The organism is Arthrobacter sp. D1-29, assembly GCF_054130585.1.
In genome coordinates, this window is the sequence record NZ_CP096383.1 from 494,900 (window position 1) to 514,861 (window position 19,962).

17 protein-coding genes are annotated in these 19,962 nt (G+C 63.1%); 12 read left to right on the forward strand and 5 right to left on the reverse strand.

Annotated features, from left to right (window positions below; genetic code table 11):
- Nucleotides 1-120: 120 nt before the first annotated feature.
- Nucleotides 121-2,715: an ATP-dependent DNA ligase gene (locus M1E17_RS02345; RefSeq protein ID WP_457965175.1), complete on the reverse strand. Its 2,595-nt coding sequence runs from the start codon at nucleotides 2,713-2,715 to the stop codon at nucleotides 121-123.
- Between the two features lie 40 nt (nucleotides 2,716-2,755).
- On the opposite strand from M1E17_RS02345, the gene ku reads away from it, so the two are divergent.
- Nucleotides 2,756-3,886 (forward strand): non-homologous end joining protein Ku, encoded by a 1,131-nt coding sequence (gene ku / locus M1E17_RS02350; protein WP_457965176.1) that lies wholly within the window; start codon nucleotides 2,756-2,758, stop codon nucleotides 3,884-3,886.
- Between the two features lie 42 nt (nucleotides 3,887-3,928).
- On the opposite strand, the gene M1E17_RS02355 is transcribed toward ku, so the two are convergent.
- From M1E17_RS02355 to M1E17_RS02365, 3 genes are all read right to left on the reverse strand, one after another.
- Nucleotides 3,929-4,195 carry a DUF7218 family protein gene (locus M1E17_RS02355; RefSeq protein ID WP_457965177.1) on the reverse strand — a complete coding sequence of 89 codons (267 nt, stop codon included), beginning with the start codon at nucleotides 4,193-4,195 and terminating at the stop codon, nucleotides 3,929-3,931.
- Nucleotides 4,196-4,310: 115 nt separating this feature from the next.
- A complete protein-coding gene (locus M1E17_RS02360) occupies nucleotides 4,311-5,360 on the reverse strand; it encodes a formylglycine-generating enzyme family protein (RefSeq protein ID WP_457967951.1) in 1,050 nt (349 codons plus the stop codon).
- Nucleotides 5,361-5,364: 4 nt separating this feature from the next.
- Nucleotides 5,365-6,867, reverse strand: a complete 1,503-nt coding sequence (locus tag M1E17_RS02365) for a sulfatase family protein (protein WP_457965179.1) — start codon at nucleotides 6,865-6,867, stop codon at nucleotides 5,365-5,367.
- Between the two features lie 343 nt (nucleotides 6,868-7,210).
- Between M1E17_RS02365 and M1E17_RS02370 the strand changes: the two genes are divergently transcribed.
- From M1E17_RS02370 to nagA, 10 genes are all read left to right on the forward strand, one after another.
- Nucleotides 7,211-8,455, forward strand: coding sequence for a Gfo/Idh/MocA family protein (locus M1E17_RS02370; RefSeq protein ID WP_457965181.1), 1,245 nt, complete (start codon nucleotides 7,211-7,213; stop codon nucleotides 8,453-8,455).
- Entirely contained in the window at nucleotides 8,452-9,726 is a 1,275-nt protein-coding gene (locus M1E17_RS02375) for an ABC transporter substrate-binding protein (protein WP_457965183.1), read from the forward strand. Before M1E17_RS02370 ends, M1E17_RS02375 begins: the two co-directional genes overlap by 4 nt.
- A 4-nt stretch (nucleotides 9,727-9,730) precedes the next feature.
- The gene (locus tag M1E17_RS02380; protein ID WP_457965185.1) at nucleotides 9,731-10,678 is read left to right on the forward strand and encodes a carbohydrate ABC transporter permease; all 948 of its coding nucleotides are present in this window, start codon (nucleotides 9,731-9,733) and stop codon (nucleotides 10,676-10,678) included.
- Complete coding sequence (locus tag M1E17_RS02385) at nucleotides 10,671-11,561, forward strand: carbohydrate ABC transporter permease (protein ID WP_457965186.1); 891 nt, start codon at nucleotides 10,671-10,673, stop codon at nucleotides 11,559-11,561. The genes M1E17_RS02380 and M1E17_RS02385 overlap by 8 nt, the downstream gene beginning before the upstream one ends.
- 77 nt (nucleotides 11,562-11,638) lie before the next feature.
- Nucleotides 11,639-12,508, forward strand: coding sequence for an SIS domain-containing protein (locus tag M1E17_RS02390; RefSeq protein WP_457967953.1), 870 nt, complete (start codon nucleotides 11,639-11,641; stop codon nucleotides 12,506-12,508).
- 8 nt (nucleotides 12,509-12,516) lie between these two features.
- On the forward strand, nucleotides 12,517-13,494 hold the full coding sequence (locus M1E17_RS02395) for an ROK family protein (RefSeq protein ID WP_457965188.1): 978 nt from the start codon (nucleotides 12,517-12,519) through the stop codon (nucleotides 13,492-13,494).
- Between the two features lies 1 nt (nucleotide 13,495).
- Nucleotides 13,496-14,470: a 1-phosphofructokinase family hexose kinase gene (locus M1E17_RS02400; RefSeq protein WP_457965189.1), complete on the forward strand. Its 975-nt coding sequence runs from the start codon at nucleotides 13,496-13,498 to the stop codon at nucleotides 14,468-14,470.
- Complete coding sequence (locus tag M1E17_RS02405; protein WP_457965190.1) at nucleotides 14,467-15,300, forward strand: class II fructose-bisphosphate aldolase; 834 nt, start codon at nucleotides 14,467-14,469, stop codon at nucleotides 15,298-15,300. Before M1E17_RS02400 ends, M1E17_RS02405 begins: the two co-directional genes overlap by 4 nt.
- 3 nt (nucleotides 15,301-15,303) lie before the next feature.
- A complete protein-coding gene (locus M1E17_RS02410; protein WP_457965192.1) occupies nucleotides 15,304-16,140 on the forward strand; it encodes a DeoR/GlpR family DNA-binding transcription regulator in 837 nt (278 codons plus the stop codon).
- Between the two features lie 109 nt (nucleotides 16,141-16,249).
- A complete protein-coding gene (nagA, locus tag M1E17_RS02415; protein ID WP_457965194.1) occupies nucleotides 16,250-17,560 on the forward strand; it encodes an N-acetylglucosamine-6-phosphate deacetylase in 1,311 nt (436 codons plus the stop codon).
- Here the strand turns inward: nagA and M1E17_RS02420 are convergent.
- The gene (locus M1E17_RS02420; RefSeq protein ID WP_457965196.1) at nucleotides 17,498-18,943 is read right to left on the reverse strand and encodes an MFS transporter; all 1,446 of its coding nucleotides are present in this window, start codon (nucleotides 18,941-18,943) and stop codon (nucleotides 17,498-17,500) included. The genes nagA and M1E17_RS02420 overlap by 63 nt on opposite strands.
- A gap of 134 nt (nucleotides 18,944-19,077) precedes the next feature.
- On the opposite strand from M1E17_RS02420, the gene M1E17_RS02425 reads away from it, so the two are divergent.
- Entirely contained in the window at nucleotides 19,078-19,953 is an 876-nt protein-coding gene (locus M1E17_RS02425; RefSeq protein ID WP_457965197.1) for a helix-turn-helix transcriptional regulator, read from the forward strand.
- Nucleotides 19,954-19,962 lie beyond the last annotated feature (9 nt).

Genomic DNA, 19,962 nt, shown 5'->3' on the forward strand with positions numbered 1-19,962 from the left:
TCGGGAGTCGCCAGGCCTGATGCGTGTCCTGGCGGAATATGCGCGTCGCCAGCTCGCCAGCGCCCGCGCTGCGGTCCTGAACGCTGCGGTCCTGGACGCTACGGTCCAGCACTGCGCCGCTCAGGACTCCGCCACAACGTCCCCCGGCTCCTTATCCACGCGCCAGCCGCGCCAGACAGGGTGCCGGAGCTTCCCGCCCCCCGTCCATTCACCGAAGGTCACTTCTCCCACGAGCTGCGGGCTTACCCAGTTCGCGTCCGCGGCGTCCTCCGCCGGAACCTCGTCGAAAGGGGAGGTCTTCCGCGCCAGCGCATCGACTTTGAGCCGAAGCTCCGTCAGTTCCCTGGTGCTGAACCCGCTGCCCACCCGGCCTGCGTACCGCAGCTTTTTCCCGTCCGGGATACCCACCAGGAGGGAACCGACCGAACTGTTCCGCCCCCCTTTGCCGGGACGCCAGCCGCCCACCACTACTTCCTGGGTCTTTTCGAGCTTGATCTTGATCCAGGTCCGGGTGCGCTGGCCGCTGGCATAGCGGCTGCCGGTCCGCTTCGCCAGCACCCCTTCCAGGCCAAGTTCCCGCGCGCTCTCGAGGATGTGCTCGATCCGTTCGTCCAGCACCGGAGACAACTCAACCGGGCAATCGGATGGCGTGAAAAATTCCTCCAGCCGCTGCCGCCGCTTCTCCAGCGGCCTGCGGCGCAGGTCTTCGCCGTCCTCGGACAGCAGGTCAAAAAGCATCAGCCGGACCGGGATGGAGGCGCGGGCCCTCTCGACGTCGTGGGGCCGGGTCAGTTTCATCCGTCCCTGCAGCCGCCCGAAATCCGGTTTTCCGGAAGGCCCGACGGCGATGATCTCGCCGTCGGCGGCGAACGCCTGTGGGGGCCAGCAGTTTCGGACCGCCAGTTCCGGATACGTTGCCGTGACGTCGTTGCCGTTCCGGCTGAAGATGCGGATCTTCTTTTCATCGGCCACGATAACGGCCCGGACGCCATCCCATTTCAGTTCAAAGTGCCAGCCGCTGCCTTGGAGGTCCGCCACCGTTCCCGACGTGGCCATCATGGGCCTGAAGTCCTCGGGCGCGGGCGCGGTGACTGCCGCTGGCACGGCGACTGCGGCAGCTGCTTGGGCTGCAGCGGCGGCGGGTCTACGTGCACGGGCGGGGTCGGCTGCGGGGGATTCCCGCTTCGAGGGCGCCGGCAGGTCCGCGGGCTCATCCTCGCCTTCGTTTGATCCGTCCTTCGACGAAAGCGGACGACGGCGGTGGTGGTCTTTGTCCATCAGGTGGATCAGCCACTGCCCCTCGGTATCCTTCCCTCCGCCGCGGCCGGTGTTTATCAGGGCAAACTTTTTGGTTCCGCCGAGCCCGCCACCCTCGGAGCCGGTCAGCGTGACGATGACTTCCCTGCCGTTGATCCACTTGTGGAGTTCGTAGGTTCCGTGGTCCCAGATGGTGACCTCGCCGGCGCCGTACTGACCCTGAGGGATGGTGCCTTCGAATGTGGCATAGTCCAACGGATGGTCCTCGGTCTGGACGGCCAGGTGGTTCTTGTCGCCTGACTCCGGCACGCCTTTAGGCAGGGCCCAGGAGACCAGGACGCCGTCGTGCTCCAGCCTGAAATCAAAATGGAGCCGGCTGGCGTGGTGCTCCTGGATCACAAAGGTGTTACCGGGGCCCTCGACGCCGGTGAAGGGTTCCGGGGTTGCGTGCGGATCCCGCATGGAACGGTACTTCTGCAGGCGCGGATGCGCGGCGCCGTCGTCGTGGTTTCCACTTTTATTTGAGTTGCCGGGGTTGCCGTGCTGACCAGAGCCGCCGGGGTGCCCGGCAGCTGTGGTGATGGCGGCGAAAGGGTCCTTGCCCGCCTGGACGCGGCGCATGACAGCCTTGTAATCGAGCTGGTGCAGATGCGGGGAGCTCAGCTCGCGCCAGGTCCGCGGAGCGGCCACGGTGGGAGTGGGGCGGCCGCGGAGCGAGTAGGGCACGATGGTGGTCTTGGCCGCGTTGTTCTGGCTCCAGTCCACCAGGACCTTGCCTGTGCGGAGCGTTTTCTTCATATCGCTGACGGCAAGATCGGGATGATCCGCCTCCAACGCGCGGGCCAGTTCTTTAGCGAAGGACGAGATCTGTTCGGAGCTCTGGGTCCCGTCCAGTCCTGCGTAAAGGTGGATGCCCTTGCTGCCGCTGGTCACCGGAACCGGGGCCAGGCCCACGTCCTCAAGGATGGCGCGGGCCAGCCTGGCCACCTCCACGCATTCCTCCAGCCCCGCGCCTTCACCGGGATCCAGGTCCAGAACGAGGCGGTCCGGGTTGAGCTGGTTGCCGTGGGAATCCACGCGCCATTGGGGCACGTGGATTTCCAATGAACCGATCTGGCCGAACCAGGTCAACGTGGCGCGGTCATTGACCATCGGATAGTAGATGGTCCGTTCCTTGTGCGTGATGGCGGCCCGCGGGAGCCAGCCCGGCGCGGAATCTTCAAGATTCTTTTGGAAAAACACCTCCCCGGGATTGTCTGCGGTGCCCACGCCGTTGACCCATCGCTTTCTGGTGGCCGGCCGGCTGGCGGCGGCAGGGATCAGGACGTGCGCGACGGCGGCGTAGTAGGCCAGGACGTCGGCCTTGGTTGTGCCCGTCTCCGGGTAGATGATTTTCTCCAGGTTGGTCAGGCTCAGTTCTCGCCCCGCCACCCGGACCCGTTCCTTAGTGCCGGCCATGGGGCTTCACCTCAGGCGCTGTGTGATGTTCACTTGAGGGATGAGAGCCATCTGGAAAGGTGCCATCGCGTTCGGCCTGGTCAACGTGCCTGTGAAGGTCTATAGCGCCACCGAGGATCATGACATCAGTCTGCACCAGGTCCACAACGCCGACGGCGGCCGGATCCGCTACCAGCGCCGGTGTGAGGTCTGCAGCGAGATCATCGACTACTCGGATATTGAGAAGGCCTTCGAGGAAGACGGCAGGACGGTGGTCCTGTCCAAGGATGAGCTCAAGGCCATCCCGGCCGAGAACAGCCACGAGATCGAAGTGGTCCAGTTTGTGCCGTCCGAGCAGCTGGAACCCATGATGTTCGAGAAGAGCTATTACCTGGAGCCGGACTCCAAGTCGCCCAAGGCCTACGTCCTGCTGCGCCGTGCGCTTGAGGATACCGACAGGGTGGCCATTGTGCAGTTTGCCCTGCGCGACAAGACCCGGCTGGGCGCGCTCCGTATCAAGGACGACGTGCTGGTGCTGCAGTCCCTCCTGTGGCCGGACGAGGTCCGGGAAGCCAACTTTCCGTCGCTCGATGCTGACGTCCGGATTTCCCCCCAAGAGCGTGAAATGTCGGCCGCCCTGGTGGAGTCCATGGCCGGGGACTTTGAGCCCGAATCGTTCACTGACGAGTATCAGGTGCAGCTCCGGCAGCTGATCGAGGCCAAGCTGGAGCAGGGCGATGCGCTGGACACCGAGGCCACGTTCGGGGTTGAGGCGGGCGAAGGCAAGGGCGAGGTGATCGACCTGATGGAGGCGCTCAAACGCAGCCTGGACCGGAAGCGTGGCGGCGGGCTGCCGGAAGCTGCCGAGGATACTGAGGATGAAGAGGCGGAGGAGGCGCCGGCCAAATCTGCCAGTGGTGGCACCAAAACTGGTGGCGCAAAAACCGCCGGCACCAAGACTGCGGGTACCAAAACAGCAGGGACCAAGACCGCGGCGGCCAAATCGACAACGGCCAAGTCGGCCACAACCAAGTCCACGTCCGGTTCGGCCAAAGCCAGTTCCGCTCAGTCCAGTCCGGCGAAGTCCGAAGCTGCCAAGTCCACCGTCCGGAAGCCCGCCGCCAAGCCGGCGGCGTCCTCCGACAAGCCCGAGGCGAAGGCGTCCACTACGCGGGCGCGCAAGCGTGCCTGAGGCTGTCGGCGGTCCCGCGCCTGGTTTGGTGATGGCTGCCGCCTAGGAGTTCCGGAGGGCGGAGATGAGTTCGCTCTTCTTCTTGGAGGAATAACCGGTGAGGCCTATTTCCTTCGCCTTGGCTTTCAGCTGCGGGACTGTCCAATCGTCGTAATCACCGGACTTGCCGCCCTTGCGGCCCACCTCGGAGCGCCCCTTTTTGGCGGCGGCGTTCGAAATCCGGGCGGCTTTCTGCTTGGAGGCGCCATCCTCGCGCAGTTCCTCATACAGCTTAGGATCTTTCACGCTCGGGTTTTTCTTGCCGGGCATGTCATCCTCCTTCAACCTGGGTGTGGTCTTGGCTGCCTGTCCTGCCCCGGGTCATTTTCGAACCGTGGGGTCAGTTTCAACGCTAATTCCGGGGAACGGCAAAAACAAGGAATTACTAAGGCTGCTTGCTTTTGGTGCCTGGCGCCGTCCTTGCAGTCCTGAATCCGCAGTTTCCGCTGGAGGATTCCGGCGTGTTCGCGTTGCGCGCGGCTACCCGGTACCGGTTGCAGTACGACTCATGGCACAAGTAGGACCCGCCCCTCATGACCCGCCCCGCCCCGATGGTGGGGCCGGGCGGGTTGTAGGCAGGGGAATTCCGGTAGTACTTCGGCAGGAACCAGTCCGAGCACCACTCCCAGACGTTGCCGGCCATCTGGAAAAGGCCGTACCCGTTCGGGGGAAAACTTCCGGCAGGGGCGGTGCCAAGGAAACCGTCGTCGAACGTGTTGGTGGTGGGAAACGTACCTTGCCAGATATTGCAATGGTGATCCCCGCCGTCGGGAAGCAGTTCATTGCCCCACGGGTAGCGCCGGCCTTCCAGGCCGCCCCGTGCCGCATACTCCCACTCCGCCTCGGTGGGGAGGCGGCGGCCGGCCCACCGGCAGTAGGCCAGGGCGTCGTTGTGCGAAATATGGACAGCCGGGTGATCAGGGATTTCTGTCCAGTGGGAGCCTCTTCCGGCCGGGTAGCGCCAGTCCGCACCCCGGATGTTTAGCCACCAGGGCGCGCCGGCGGCTTCGCCAATAATGTGCTTCCGCGGAGCCCCGACGAGCAGGTGGAACACCGCCGATGAGCCAAAGCTCTCCGCATCGCTGCGGTACCCGGTGGCGTCCACAAATGCTGCGAACATGGTGTTGGTCACCACCGTGGCGTCAATCCGGAATGAATCCAAGCGAACATCGTGCACGGGCCCTTCGCCGTCAGCAGGGTACCCCTCGTCAAAAGAGTCCCCCATGGCATACGTTCCTGCCGGGATCAGCACGTCGGCGTGCATGACAGGCGTTTCACCGGGCGCAATGGAACGCGCCGGATCGTTTTTTGCCTTCAAGGACAAGGTGACGCGGGAATCTCTTGAAGCGGGGGAGTTGTGTCCTTGGCCGGGAGAGCAGCAGGGTGCGGTCCCGGCACTGCTGGACGGTCCGCTGTGTGGGGAGGCTTCCGCCATGTCCTCATCGGTCAATGCTCTGCCCCTCGGATCCCGCCGCTGCATGGGCATCGATTGCTGCGTCAGGGCCGATGATGTCCTCCAACAGTCCCTGCATCCTCTGGCGCTGTTCCGGATGCCTTTCCCAAAGATTTTCCTGTTCATCGGGATCCGTGGCCAGGTCGTAGAGTTGGCCCCCGGGTTCCTCAGCGGTCACGGGAACGCCCGCCGGTTCAGAGAAGCCTCCTCCCGAACCCGTCGAGAACAATGCCTTCCACGATCCGTCGCGCACTGAGAATGATCCCTCCATGCTGTGGTGCACCAGAACCCTGGGAGGACACGGTTCTCCCAGGAGGGCAGGCGAGACGTCAACACCGTCCACGGGCAATTCCGGCAGGTCCGCACCAACCAGCGCGGCAAGGGTGGGAAGCATGTCTACCAGTCCAAGCAGCTGATCGCTGACAGCGTTGGCGGGAACGGTGCCGGCCCACCGGACGATGAACGGTTCGCGGTGCCCGCCGTCCCACAAATCCCCTTTCTGCCCACGCCAGGGCCCATTTGGCCTGTGGATGGTGGTGTCGCCGTCGTCATAAACAGTGGGCGCCCCGTTGTCGCTGGTGAAGATCACCACGGTGTCCTGGGATCGCCCCGTTCTATCCAGGGCTTCGAGGATTTGACCGGTCATCCAGTCGACGAAAGCCACAGAGTCCCCGCGGGGTCCGGCTTGGGAGGTGCCCCTGAGGAATTCAGGCGGAACCTGGGGGCGGTGGGGCGCCGATGGCGCAAAGTAGAGGAAGAACGGCTGCTCGGAGGGTGCTTCCTCGATGAAGCGGACCGCTTCAGAAGTGAAACGGAGATCTACCTGGTGCTCGTCCCAGTCCGGTGTCTGCAGGCCCGGGCGTTGTTCGGTGAGGTACTCGCGTTTCGGCTCCGCTGGGATGCCCACTGTCCTGTCCTGCTCAAGGAAGCAGTACGGCGGCATATCCAAGGACCCGGCGATACCGAAGAACCGGTCAAATCCGACCTCCAGCGGGCCGTCCTCGAACGCTTTCGTGTAGTCGATGGTATCCCCGGTATCCACGCTGTTCAGGAGCAGGCGCGAGTCCGTGCCGACCGATTCCAGCTCCAACGGGTGGTCAGGGTTGGAAGCCTTCCATTTCGTTCCGTCCTTGTGCCGCCAACCCAGTCCCAGATGCCACTTTCCGATGGCTGCCGTGCGATATCCGCAGCCATGCAGAACGGATGCAACAGTGGGCGTCCCGCTCTCGATGAGTGCGGGGGCGTGGCCCATCAGGACACGCTTTTTGAGCCGTGTGCGCCAGCTGTACTGACCCGTCAAAAGGGCATACCGGCTGGGGGTGCACACCGCCGAGGCTGAGTGGACATCAGTGAACCGGGTTCCCTGCTGCGCAAGTGAGTCAATGTGGGGAGTGCTGATTCGCTCTGCCCCGTTGCATCCCACGTCACCCCAGCCAAGGTCGTCCGCGAGGATCAGTACGACATTCGGCCGTTGGGTTGGTTCGGTCAAGGCTTCACTCCTTCAGGGCCGCCAGGAGTGGCGGGCGCAGGCAAATCGACCCTCCGATGCTAGGCCTCCCAACGGCGCCACGCAAGAGTGTGCGTGATTCTAAGATGAATCACTCAGAAATAATCACACTTTGAACAAGCATAGGAAACAGTAAACCGGCTGGATTTGGCAGCATACTGACTGTCTCGAGTGGTTAGGCATTAGATGATGGGCCGAGCAGTGCCAAACAGGGTGATTGAGAATGAGTGAATTTTGCCTAAATCACGCATACTCTTGCAAAACCCTCCGTGCCGTTCTAACGTCGTGATACGAGCCACACCCCGAACGCAACGAAAGTGGGACCATGACCCTGAAAGTGGGAATCCTTGGCTTTGGGGAGCGCTCATCGATCGCGCACTACGCCCACAAGCCCGATGAAGGCTCGGAAGTCGCCGCCGTTTTTGATCCAAGTGAAGCCGCACGGGACCGTGCGCAAGCGGATTATCCTGACGCCCGCGTGACGGGGAGCCTTCGTGAATTCCTGGCCCTTGGCCTGGACGCCGTGATGATTACCTCGCCGGACCATACGCACGCCGCCCTGGCGTTGGAAACGCTGAGGGCCGGCATTACCACCTTCTGCGAAAAGCCCCTTGCCATCACCCTGGAGGACTGCGACCAGGTACTGGAGGAGGCGTTCCGCACCGGAACGCGCCTTTACATCGGCCACAACATGCGGCATATGCCAGTGATCGTCCAGATGCGGCAGCTGATTGATGAGGGCCGCATCGGGGACGTCAAAGCAATCTGGTGCCGGCACTTCATCGGCAATGGCGGCGACTTCTATTTCAAAGACTGGCACGCGGACCGGAGCAAGTCCGGCGGCATGCTTCTGCAGAAAGGAGCCCACGACATTGATGTGATCCATTGGCTGGCCAAAGGCTACTCGCGGCGGGTCGCGGCAGTCGGCAGCCTCAGCGTCTATGGGGAAATCGCGGACCGGCGGGACCGAAGCGCAGAACGGCGCAGCGACTGGTTCAGCCTTGATAACTGGCCGCCGAAAGCACAAACAGGGCTCAACCCGGTAGTCGACGTCGAGGACATCTCCATGATGAACATGATCCTGGACAACGGAGTGCTGGGCGCCTACATGCAATGCCACTTCACCCCCGATTACTGGCGGAACTACACGGTCATCGGAACCGAGGGCCGCCTGGAGAATATGGGCGATGGCCCGGGCAGTGAAATCCACCTGTGGAACAGAAGGCGGGAAGGCCACGCTCCGCCTGACGAAATCTACGCCGTCGGCGGTGACGACCAAGGCCATGGCGGCGCCGATCCGGTAATGGTGGCCGAGTTCCTGAAATTTGCTGCAGATGGAGTACCTACGGCCACGTCACCCATCGCGGCACGAAACGCCGTCGCCGCCGGACTGCTTGCCACCGAATCCCTCAGGGGAAACGGATGCGCCTTGGACGTTCCCATGGTCGACGAGAGCCTTGCCTACTACTTCGAGTCGGGACAAAAGCAGCAGCAGCCCGCACCCGTCAGGATCCCGCAGCCGGGACCCTCCCCAGTCTCCACCTCCATCCATTACCAGGAGAAAAAATGAAAATCCGAGCAGGAATCGTCGCCATGGCGGCGGCAGCAACACTGGCGTTGTCTGCCTGTGGGGGAGGGCAACAGTCCCCAACGCAGGACCAAGGGCCGGCCGACTCAGGGGAGCTGCGTTTCGCGATGTGGAACCAGGCCCAGTCCGAAGTCATGAAGACCATAGTGGCCGACTTCAACAAGACAAACCCCAACATCAAGGTAAACGTCGAGGTCACTCCTTTCGACAATTACTGGACCAAGCTGCAGACCGAGGCGTCCTCGGGTAACCAGCCGGATGTCTTCTGGATGAACGGCCCCAACTTCCAGCTGTATGCCAGCAACGGCCAGCTTGAACCCTTGGATGATGTCATCGACGGCAACAAGATTGACCCCGCGAACTATCCGGAATCCCTTAACAAGCTGTACAGCTACGAAGACAAGCAGTATGGCGTCCCGAAGGACTTCGACACCGTAGGCCTCTGGTACAACAAGAAGATTTTCGACCAGGCAGGCGAGACGTACCCCGCGGACAACTGGACCTGGGAGGACTACAAGTCCACCGCCAAGCGCATCAGCGACAAGCTCAAGGACCAGGGAATCTACGGAACGGCCATCCGTGCAGGCGATGCACAGATGACCTACTACAACAGCATCCCCCAGGCTGGCGGATTTGTGATTTCCGAAGACCAGAAGAAGAGCGGCTACGACGATCCCAACACCATCAAGGGACTCAAACTCTTTGCCGACCTGATGGCTGACGGCTCCGCACCTACGGCCCAGCAGCTCACTGACACCCGCGGTGACAAGTGGTTCGCGTCTGGCAGGGCGGCCATGATCTGGGGCGCCTCATTCGAAGCCCCCGTGTTCTCAGCCATTAAGGACGATATCCAGGTGGTCCCGCTTCCCCGTGACTCCAAGCAGGCAACCGTTATTCACGGGCTCGCCCACGTCATCTCGGCCAACTCCAAATCCAAGGCTGCTGCCAAGACCTTCCTGGCCTACCTGGGATCAAAGGAAGCTTCCGAAACGTGGAGCAAGTCCGGCACCGTCATCCCGTCCTTCAAGGGATCACAGGATGCCTACCTGGCCAGCAATCCGCAGTGGAACCTGCAGGTCTTCCTTGACGCAGCCGAGAACTACGCCGTCCCGTACCCCGTCTCCAAGAACACCGCGGAATGGAACAAGCTCGAAAAGGACATCCTGTCCGGTGTCTGGACAGGACAAAAAACAGCGGAAGAGGCTGGCAAGGAACTGGCCGCCAAGATGAACGAAACCCTGGCGAAGGAATAGTCCAGTGTCAGTCCTTGCAAAAGGAAGCAGCGTCGGGCGCGCGGCCCAAAAGCCCGCGCGCCGGCCTGGCGGCGCCGCCCGCAAAGAGTCAGGCCTCGTTCCGTGGCTCTTCATCTTCCCCACCTTCCTGGGTGTTGGCATCTTCTTCCTGTGGCCAATGGTGCAATCCGTCTACTTCAGCTTTACGGAGTGGGGCGCTTTCGGAGGCACCACGTGGATTGGTCTGGAGAACTACCAGCGCCTCGTCACGGATCCGGAGACCCTGAAGGCACTGGGTAACACACTGGTTTACGCAGGTATCTCCCTTCTCTCCATCCCCCTTGCGATCTACCTCGCAAGCCTCATCAACCGCCCTGGCCTGAGGTTCAAGGGCCTGTTCCGTACCCTGTATTTCCTGCCCGTCATCACCATGCCTGCGGCAGTGGCGATCGTCTGGCGCATTATGTACAACGGCGATTTCGGGGTGATCAACTACGCCCTGTCGCTTGTGGGCATTACTGGGCCGCACTGGCTCTCTACACCGGGTCTGGCCATTACCGCCGTCGCGCTGGTGGGCGTGTGGCTGACGCTCGGGCTGAACATGATTATTCTGGGCGCCGGGCTCCAGGGCATCTCACCCGAAATCTATGAGGCAGCGGAGCTGGACGGGGCCAGCCCCTGGACCCAGTTCCGGCAGATCACTGTTCCGTTGCTGACGCCAAGCATCTTCTTCGTCACCGTGCTGACCGTCATCAGCAGCTTCAAGGTCTTTGACCTCCTGTTCGTCATGCTTGGGACCACCAACCCGGCCACGCAGGAGTCGGAGACGCTGGTCTACCTCTTCTACGACAAGGCCTTCATCACCAACGACAAGGGATACGCAGCAGCGATCGGCATGGTGCTGCTCCTGATCATTGCCCTTGTGACGTACTTCCAGTTCCGGATGCAGAAGAGGTGGGTTACTTATGTCTGAGCTCGCCCAGCGCGCAGCAGTTGCGCCGCGCCCGAACAACACCCGCACCCGCAACACCGGAAAGCGGCGCTATTCCTCGAATGTTTCCGCGTACGTCGTGCTGTCCCTTGGCGCGGTCATCATGGTTTTCCCGTTCCTCTATCAGTTGTCGGCCTCGCTGATGACCAACGCGGAGGTGCTGTCGGTTCCACCAAAGTGGATCCCCGGAGCCGTGCGGGTGGAGAACTATGCAGCGGTTTTCGACACCATTCCCTTCCTGCAGCAAATGGGGAATACGGCCGTCTTCAGCGTCACCCGGACCGTCTCGCAGGTGGTGTTCTCCGCGTTGGCCGGCTATGCCTTCGCCCGGATGCATTTCCGCGGGAACACACTGCTGTTCGGGATTCTGCTGTCCATCCTGATGGTTCCGCCGGAACTGCTGATCATTTCCCAGTACCAGATCATCGATGCCCTCGGCTGGCTGAACACCATGCCAGGCCTCGTCGCCCCTGGCCTGGTCAGTGCTTTTGGAACCTTCATGATGAGGCAGTTCTTCCGGGGCCTGCCCATCGAACTGGAGGAAGCAGCACGAATTGACGGAGCCGGACCATTCCGGACATTCTTCCAAGTCATGCTGCCGCTGGCACGTCCGGGTCTGAGCGCCCTCGCGATCATCACCCTCATCGATGTCTGGGGTGTCCTGCTGTGGCCTCTGGTGGTGACGTCCAGCCAGGACCGGATGCCTGTGTCAGTAGGCCTGGCCTCCTTCCAGGGAGAGCACGGAGCCGAGTACCCCACCATGATGGCTGCGTCTCTGATGGCCATTCTTCCCATCATCATCCTGTTCATCTTCCTGCAGCGCCGGGTTATTGAAGGCTTCGCACACGCAGGCCTGAAGGGCTAGGCCGCGATGAAACAACTGAAACAACCTAGGAGCCAGTGACCGTGCCAGAATCAACCAACCAGACGCCCGGGAAATACATGGAGCAGGAGCTTCACTCCCAGCCCGATACCTGGGAGCAGGCTGCGGAACAGAGCCGGAAGGAGAACCTCCTGCCGCGTGACGGCCAGCGGATAGCAGTCATCGGGTGCGGCACCTCATGGTTTATGGCCCAGTCCTACGCGGTGCTGCGTGAACAGGCAGGAAAAGGAATCACCGATGCGTTCGCCGCCTCTGAGGCTTTCCTGGACCGAGGGTACGACGCCGTAGTGGCCATTACGCGCTCCGGAACCACCACCGAGGTACTGGACGTCCTGGAGGAGTTGCGGGGGCGGGTACCTACGGTAGCAATCGTGGGAGACAATTCGACGCCGGTGGCTGCAGCGGCCGACGCTGTTGTTGCCCTTCCCTACGCGGATGAACGTTCGGTGGTCCAGACACGCTTCGCCACCACCGCCCTGGCGTACCTGAAGGCATCGCTGGGTCATGACCTTGCGCGGGCTGTCCGGGATGCCCGCGATGTCCTTGCCGCTGAGATCGACCCCCGCCTGATCGCGGCGGAGCAGTTCAGCTTCATCGGTCGGGGCTGGACCATCGGACTCGCACACGAAGCGGCCCTGAAGATGCGGGAGGCCGCCCAGACCTGGACCGAGTCCTACCCGGCAATGGAGTACCGCCATGGACCGATTTCCATCGCTGCACCCCGCAGGGTCACGTGGATGTTCGGTGAGGCCCTTCCCGGGCTCGAAGGGGAAGTCGGAAACGCCGGAGCGCTGTATCTCCAGGACAGCGCAGATCCCCTCGCGCAGCTGGTCCATGCCCAGCGGGTCGCGCTTGAGAAGGCGCGCCACGCTGGCCTGGACCCGGACCACCCCCGAAACCTGACCCGCTCCGTCATTCTCAGCGCCTAGGTACCGGCATGGTCCTGAATACATCCAAACACTCAGTCATCGCCATCGACGTCGGAGGGACTGATATCAAGACCGCGGTCCTGGACCGCAATGGAGAGCTGCTGGCCGTTCAGCGCACTCCCACTCCGACGGATCACGGTGCAACAAAACAAAACAGTGCAACCAACGGTGCAAACACGGCAGGGGAGCTTGTCCTGGGGCGGGCGGAAGAACTTGTGCGGGAGCACCAGGAAGCCGGGATCGGGAAAATCGCAGCCGTCGGACTGGTGGTGCCGGGTCTGGTGGACGAGCCAAACGGTATCGGGCTCTACTCGGCAAACCTGGGCTGGCGCGATTTTCCCTTCCGGGAGCGATTGGAGAACAGGATCGGGCTGCCGGTGGCCTTCGGCCACGACGTCGGAGCAGCCGCGGAAGCAGAGTTTCGCTTGGGTGCAGGACGCGGCTTCGCCGACGTTCTGGTGATGGTGTTGGGAACAGGAGGCGCCGGAGCCGTCTTTGCCGACGGCCGGCGCGTCCGAGGCGGAGGCTATGCGGGCGAAATCGGGCACGCCCAGGTTCCCTGGGGAAGCAGCTGCAGATGCGGAGCCGAGAGTTGCCTTGAAACGGTTGCCTCGGCCCGCTCAATTGTCTTGAATTATCGACGGCGGTCCGGGCGTTCCGCCGCCAACGCCCAGGAAGTGGTCAGGCAGGTCGAGCTTGGGGATCGGCACGCCCTGGGTGCCTGGTCCGAGGCGACTGACGCCCTCGCCCACACCATCCGGCAGTGCTGTTCCATCCTGGGGATAGAAGCCGTGATCATCGGGGGCGGGCTGGCAGAGTCCGGGGAAACGCTCCTGGCCCCCGTCCGCCGCAAGGTCCTGGAGGGCCTTTCGTTCCACCGCAGGCCACAAATTTTGAAAGCCGAGCTGGGTCAGGACGCGGGACTAATCGGGTCGGGTTTGCTGGCCCGCGATCTTGCCGACCAAGCATTGGAGGGAGGGAAATAGCATGCCACATCCGCGCGTCATCACCCTCACCCCGAATCCCGCAATTGACGAAACTTACATCATCGGCCGCCTGCGCGAGGGTGAGACACATCGAGTCGAGGCCCCGCTGACCCAGGCTGGCGGAAAAGGCGTCAACGCCGCACGTGTCCTGAACCAACAGGGATTTCCGGTTGTTGCGGTAACGCCGGCCGGGGGAAGCAGCGGGGATCGGTTCATTGCGGACCTGGAAGCCAGCACGCTGGCGCACCGTATCGTGGCAGTCCGCGCCGCCACACGGCGGAGCTTTGCCCTGGTGGACCTGTCCAACGGTGAAACAACCATATTCAACGAACGGGGAGAACCCCTCACCGGGCACGAGCTGCAGTCGCTGCTGGACACTGTGCAGGAGGAAATGGAAAGCAGCGGCGAGGAATCGGGGATCGGCTGCCTGATCGGTTCCGGAAGCCTGCCGCCCGGAGCGCCAGCCGATTATTTCGGCCGTCTTGTCCATCTGGCCCATTCCATGGGAGTGCCGGCGATTATAGACACGTCGGGTCCGGCCCTGGTCGAGGCCGCAATGGCCGGTGCCGATCTCCTCAAACCAAACGTTGGGGAGCTGGTGGAGGCCACCGGCATCGAAGACCTGTCCTTGGCAGCCCGGAGCCTGATTGCCAGGGGTGCCCAACGGGTGCTGGTCAGTGATGGCCCCAACGGTATGTACGCCTTCGACGCCGTCCATCCGCAGGAGTTCTGGTCTGCCCGCCTGCCAGAGCCGCTGGAGGGGAATCCAACGGGGGCTGGCGACGCAGCAGTAGCGGCGGCCGCAGCGGTTTTGGTGGACGGAGGGGACCTGCAGGAACTCCTGAAGCGCTCCGCGGCCTGGTCGGCTGCTGCCGTGCTGGAACCGGGTGCAGGAGTCATTTCTGCCCGGCACCACGAACTTGAAGAGCAACTGATTCTTACCACCCATCCTCACCCCCTGGAGACGAAACTGTGACCCTGATGCAAACCGGCACCCTGATGGAAGAGGCCGTGCGCTTAGGGCGGGGCCTTGGCGCTTTGAACATCATCCACCTCGAAACCCTGGAGGCACTCCTTCAGGGTGCCGAGCAAGCGGATCGCGGCATCGTGGTCCAAATCTCGGAAAACTGCGTGAAATACCACGGCGGCCTGGAGCCTATTGCTGTTGCCAGCCTTTCCGCTGCCCGCTCTGCCAGCGTGCCTGTGGCTCTGCACCTGGACCATGCCCAGGACGAGGAACTCGCCCGGCAGGCGGTAGACCTCGGTTTTGGCTCGGTCATGTTCGACGGCGCGCACCTGGACTTCGAGGACAACGTCAAGGCCACAAAGCGGATCAGCGAGTACGCCCATGACCGCGGTGTCTTTGTTGAAGCCGAGTTGGGGAAGATCGGCGGCAAGGACGGCGCCCATGCCCCGGGCGTGCGGACCGACCCGGCTGAGGCAGTGATGTTTGTTGAGGCCACAGCCGTGGATGCCTTGGCCGTGGCGGTGGGGTCGTCCCACGCCATGACGGACAGGACCGCTGAACTGGACCTGGACCTGATCAAGCAATTGCGTGCTGCCGTCGCGGTTCCACTCGTCCTGCACGGCTCCTCAGGGGTTTCCGATGAGAACCTAGTCGCAGCGATATCTGCGGGAATGACTAAGATCAATGTCTCTACACATTTGAACGGCTTCTTTACCCGCGCAGTGCGCGGGTACCTGGAAACCCACCCGGATGTTGTGGATTCCCGAAAATATATTTCGGCCGGGCGGACCGCGCTCGTGCCGGAAGTTGCACGGCTGCTGACCCTCTTCGCAAGGTGAGACATGAACAGACAAGAACGCCTGGCCGCCATCTTGGACATGCTGGCACAAACCGGACAGATCGACATCGATGATGTCGTTCACCGCTTTGGCGTGTCCCAAGCCACCGCAAGGCGCGACATCGACAGCCTCGCGGCCAGGCGGCTCTTGAGCCGCACCCATGGCGGTGCAGAGAAGGGCTCCGTGGCCTATGACCTGCCTGGCAGATACAACAGGAATGACAACGCCCGCCAAAAAGAAGAAATCGCCCGTACCGCCAGCTCCCTTATCCCCAAGGGCGCTGTCATCGGACTCTGCGGCGGAACCACCAGCACGGCACTGGCCCAGGTCCTGGCCACCCGGGATGACTTGCAGGAGCCATCCGACCGGCCCACCCTGACGGTGGTTACGAACGCCATCAACATCGCCGCCCAGCTGGCCGTGCGGCCGAACATCAAGGTCATGGTGACCGGGGGCGTGCTCAACCCCCGTTCGTATGAACTTGTAGGCCCCCACACTGACATCATCCTGGAGCGGATCGCCCTGGACCTGGCTTTTGTTGGGGTGAACGGCATCGATACGGAAGTCGGCCCCACCATCGCCGACGAAGCCGAAGCCGCGGTCAACACCTCTATGGCCCGTAGGGCAATGCGGGCGTACATCCTGGCGGATTCGTCCAAGATCGGCAATCGGGCCTTCGCAACCATGAGCGGCTTCAACTTCACCCAACTCATCACTGATTCCGGGATCTCGGACCAGGACAGAAAGCGCCTTGTTGCAAGCGGCGTCACTGTGCTCACCGGGGACAAACCTCCAGCCACGGGGACGAAGAGGCTCGAAGAGCAGGAACTGTTCGCTTAACCGCCCACGGACAACCCGGCAGGCTCCCGGAAAGCCCCTCCGCGGCCGGGCTGGTGGCCCTCTATCATCTCCACCACTTGAACGCAGAAGCATGGGAGCACAGCAATACATGGATTATCTGGTTTCAGGGACCGTCATTACCGACGGGGAGATCCGCCAGGATCAGGTGCTGGCCATCATGGACGGAAACATTGTCTTTTCGGGTCCGGCCTCGGCATTCCAATCGAATCTGCTGCCTCACGCTGAAACCATCCGGATTCCCGACGGGGGTGCCGTGCTGCCGGGGTTAGTGGACTTGCATTGCCATGGTGCGGCAGGAGGCGATTTTCCGGCTGGCCATGAGGAGGACAGCCGGAAGGCCGCGTCCTTCCTCCACTCCCAGGGGACAACAACGCTGCTGGCCAGCGTGGTCACGGCGCCGAAGGACGATCTCCTCAAGGCCATCAGGTCGCTCCGGGTCTTGGCGGATGACGGGCTTATTGCCGGTATCCACGCCGAAGGGCCTTTTCTCTCGCATTCGCGATGCGGTGCCCAGGACCCGCGGTGGCTGCTGGAACCTGACCTCAAGCTCCTGAAGGCGTTGGTGACTGAGGCCGGCGGGCACCTGAAGACGATGACATACGCTCCCGAACTGCCGGGTTCCGATGAGCTTGTCTCCACGCTGGTGTCGGCCGGCGTGATCCCGTCCCTCGGCCACACGGATTCCGACGCGCGGACCGCCGCCGTTTCGCTTGAGCATGCGGCAGGCGGGCTCGCCTCGTCCTCAATGCGGGGAGCGCGGCCAACGGTAACCCACCTCTTCAACGGCATGCCCCCGATGCACCACCGCGCACCCGGGCCAGCCGCCGCAAGCCTGCGGCTGGCACGTGCCGGGACTGTCGCCGTCGAACTTATTGCGGATGGCGTCCACCTTGACCCGGAAACGGTCAGGATGGTTTTCGAGCTGGTGGGCGCGAACAACGTTGTCCTGGTCACCGATTCCATGGCGGCAACGGGCCTTCCGGAAGGCGAGTACCAGCTCGGCCCGGCGCAGGTTTCCGTCGTGGGCTCTGTTGCCACCCTCACCAGTACGGGATCCCTGGCAGGCGGCACGGCAACCCTGCTCGACGTCGTTCGTCGGACCATAGCGGCCGGAGTCAGCGCCGCTGATGCCGTTGCGGCTGCAACCGGAACCCCGGCACGGCTGCTCGGGCTGGACGGGCACGTGGGCAGCCTGCGCGCCGGGATGCAGGCTGACCTCCTGATAGTGGACCGTGAATTCAGGCTCCAGACCGTCCTGAGGCAGGGAGTGAGGCTTCCCGCCGTGCAGGCTGGCCCCCTCCAGCCCGCAGCGCAGGAGGAGGGGAGCCAGGCTGTATCAGCTGCCGGCCGCCCGGTTGCGCAGGAAGATCGAAACCACAGCAGCCGTCCCCAGGCATAGCGCCGCATTGACTCCGATGGCGGGGACCACGGCAGCGAGTACGCCGGCCGGCTGACCAATGGCGCCGTGATGGAGGAACGCGGCCATCACTGCGCTCATGACCGGGATGCCCAGGGTAATTCCGATCTGCTGGCTCATGGTGGCCAAGCCGGTGGCGAGGCCCTGCTCGGAGTCGGGAAGACCGGTGGTTGCGGTGACCATAAAGCCGACGATGGCCGCCAGGTTGGCAACGCCGCCAACAAAAGTAGCTGCCAGCACCAACATCACCGAGGCAGGATCTGCGGTGATGAAGAGCAGCGAGCCGGTGGCAGCGGCCTGGACCGAGAGTCCGCTGATAATGGTGATTTTTGGGCCAACCCTGCCAATGAGTTTGGGCGCAACAATCCCACCCACCACCGTGCCAAGTCCCAGGACGGCAAAAGACAGCCCGGCGCCGAGCGGAGTGTAGCCCAGGACCTGCTGCAGGTAGACGGTCAGGACAAAGACCAGGGAGGTTTCGGTAGCGAAGGCAAGAATTCCGGCAGCGTTCCCCCAGGCAATGTTGTTCCGCCGCAGGATTCCCACCGGAATCAAGGCGTGGGCGGTGTTCTTTTCGATGACGAGGAACACGGCGAAGAGCACAAGGCTGGCCGCCAGGGGACCCCAGGCGAGCTGGTCAGTCCACCCCTTCTCCCCGGCGCTGGTCAGGCCGAAGACGAGCAGAAGTAGCGCGGCTGTCACGGTAAGTGCCCCGGGAACGTCCAGCTTGGTTCTGTTTGGGTTTGATGATTCAGACAGGAGCGCAGGAGCGAGGACCAGAACGAACAAGGCGACGGGGACGTTGATGAGGAACGCCCACCGCCAGCTGAACAAGTCCGTCAGAAGCCCGCCGAGAATGGCGCCGGTGGTGAAGCCGGCTGCCATCAGGGAACCGTTCAGCCCCAGGGCCTTGGCCCGAAGCCGCCCTTCGGGAAAGGACGTGGTGAGCAGCGACAGGGCCGCCGGTGTCACGGCGGCGGTCGCCAGTCCCTGGGCCACACGCGCCACCAGCAGCAGCGCGGGCTCTGTCGCCAGTCCGCCGAGAAGTGAGCCGACCCCCAGCAGCGCCATGCCCGCGATGAAGAGTCGTTTACGTCCGAACAGGTCGGCGATTCTCCCGAAGAACAGCGTGAAGCCGGCGGCGCACAGCGCAAAGGAAGTGGCGATCCACTGCAGGTGCTCCAGCGAGAATCCGACGTCGGCTCCTATGGTCGGGAGGGCAACATTGAGGATGGAGAAATCCACGGCCAGGGTGAAGCTGGCGGTCAGCAGCAGGATCATGGTCAGGCGCTGGCGGCCTGTCATCCGCTCCGGTTGGGTCGGGGTGGCCAGGTGCTGGAGGGGAGGCGTTTGCCGGGTTGTCATCAGCGGTTCCAATCATTGACGTGGGTCCTGTTGCTATCCACCGTCCACGGGTTTACCGGCGGCAGCCACGCCGCGTTGTGGGTAGCACTGGCAGTGCTACCCACGTTTGCTGTTGTTCGGGAATACTCGGGGGTATGAACGAACCAGCAGCCATGGGCAGCTTCCTGCGCAAACGACGGGCTGCCCTGAGTCCCGGCGACGTGGGCCTGATGGATTACGGCACCCGGCGCGTCCCCGGTCTTCGGCGCGAGGAAGTAGCCATGATGGCGGGCATGAGCGTGACCTACTATGCGCGGCTGGAACAGGGCCAGCACGTCAACGCTTCCGATTCGGTCATCAATTCGCTGTCGCGGGCCCTGGCCCTGACGGAGGCGGAAGGAAAACATCTCCGGGACCTGTCCGGAATCAGGCGCCGAAAGTCAACGTCCTCCCGGAACCCTCATGACGGCGGCTCCCATCCCTACGGCCGTGATCACGCCAGGCCGGATCACGTCAGGGAGGGCACGAAACGCTTGGTGGAGGCCATGGCGGTGCCCGCAGTGGTAGTGGGCAAGCGCACCGAGGTGATTGCCTGGAATAAAGCCGGCCACAGGCTGGTGGCATCGCATCTGGCCTACGGCTGCGCAGAGGATCCTGTGGCGCGGCCGAACCTGACCCGCATGCTGTTCCTGGACGACGCCACCCGGACGCTCTACCCGCAGTGGCGCTCGGAGGCAGGCCGCGCCGTCGCGTCCCTGCGTTTGCTCTCCGGACGGTTCTCCGACGATACCGAGCTTGCCGGGCTGGTGGGGGAGCTGACCCTTAAAAGCCCTGAGTTCGCCGTGATGTGGGCGGAACATCCCGTGGAGAACTGCATGTCGGGGCAGAAGCTGATGAACCATCCGGAGCACGGCCAGCTGGACCTGGGATTCGAGGTCCTCACCATGCCTGATGATTCAGGGCACCGGATCCTGACCTACACCGCAGCGCCAGGCAGCAGATCCGCAGCCATCCTCGCAGGCCTTGCGTGAACCGAAGAA

Excerpts from the sequence above, each read along its gene's own strand:
- M1E17_RS02370 (WP_457965181.1), top strand. The coding sequence starts at position 7,211 with ATGACCCTGAAAGTGGGAATCCTTGGCTTTGGGGAGCGCTCATCGATC.
- M1E17_RS02345 (WP_457965175.1), bottom strand. The coding sequence starts at position 2,715 with ATGGCCGGCACTAAGGAACGGGTCCGGGTGGCGGGGCGAGAACTGAGC.
- M1E17_RS02395 (WP_457965188.1), top strand. The coding sequence starts at position 12,517 with ATGGTCCTGAATACATCCAAACACTCAGTCATCGCCATCGACGTCGGA.
- M1E17_RS02390 (WP_457967953.1), top strand. The coding sequence starts at position 11,639 with ATGGAGCAGGAGCTTCACTCCCAGCCCGATACCTGGGAGCAGGCTGCG.
- M1E17_RS02375 (WP_457965183.1), top strand. The coding sequence starts at position 8,452 with ATGAAAATCCGAGCAGGAATCGTCGCCATGGCGGCGGCAGCAACACTG.
- M1E17_RS02410 (WP_457965192.1), top strand. The coding sequence starts at position 15,304 with ATGAACAGACAAGAACGCCTGGCCGCCATCTTGGACATGCTGGCACAA.
- M1E17_RS02420 (WP_457965196.1), bottom strand. The coding sequence starts at position 18,943 with ATGACAACCCGGCAAACGCCTCCCCTCCAGCACCTGGCCACCCCGACC.
- M1E17_RS02360 (WP_457967951.1), bottom strand. The coding sequence starts at position 5,360 with ATGGCGGAAGCCTCCCCACACAGCGGACCGTCCAGCAGTGCCGGGACC.
- M1E17_RS02385 (WP_457965186.1), top strand. The coding sequence starts at position 10,671 with ATGTCTGAGCTCGCCCAGCGCGCAGCAGTTGCGCCGCGCCCGAACAAC.
- M1E17_RS02355 (WP_457965177.1), bottom strand. The coding sequence starts at position 4,195 with ATGCCCGGCAAGAAAAACCCGAGCGTGAAAGATCCTAAGCTGTATGAG.
- nagA (WP_457965194.1), top strand. The coding sequence starts at position 16,250 with ATGGATTATCTGGTTTCAGGGACCGTCATTACCGACGGGGAGATCCGC.
- M1E17_RS02425 (WP_457965197.1), top strand. The coding sequence starts at position 19,078 with ATGAACGAACCAGCAGCCATGGGCAGCTTCCTGCGCAAACGACGGGCT.
- M1E17_RS02400 (WP_457965189.1), top strand. The coding sequence starts at position 13,496 with ATGCCACATCCGCGCGTCATCACCCTCACCCCGAATCCCGCAATTGAC.
- ku (WP_457965176.1), top strand. The coding sequence starts at position 2,756 with ATGAGAGCCATCTGGAAAGGTGCCATCGCGTTCGGCCTGGTCAACGTG.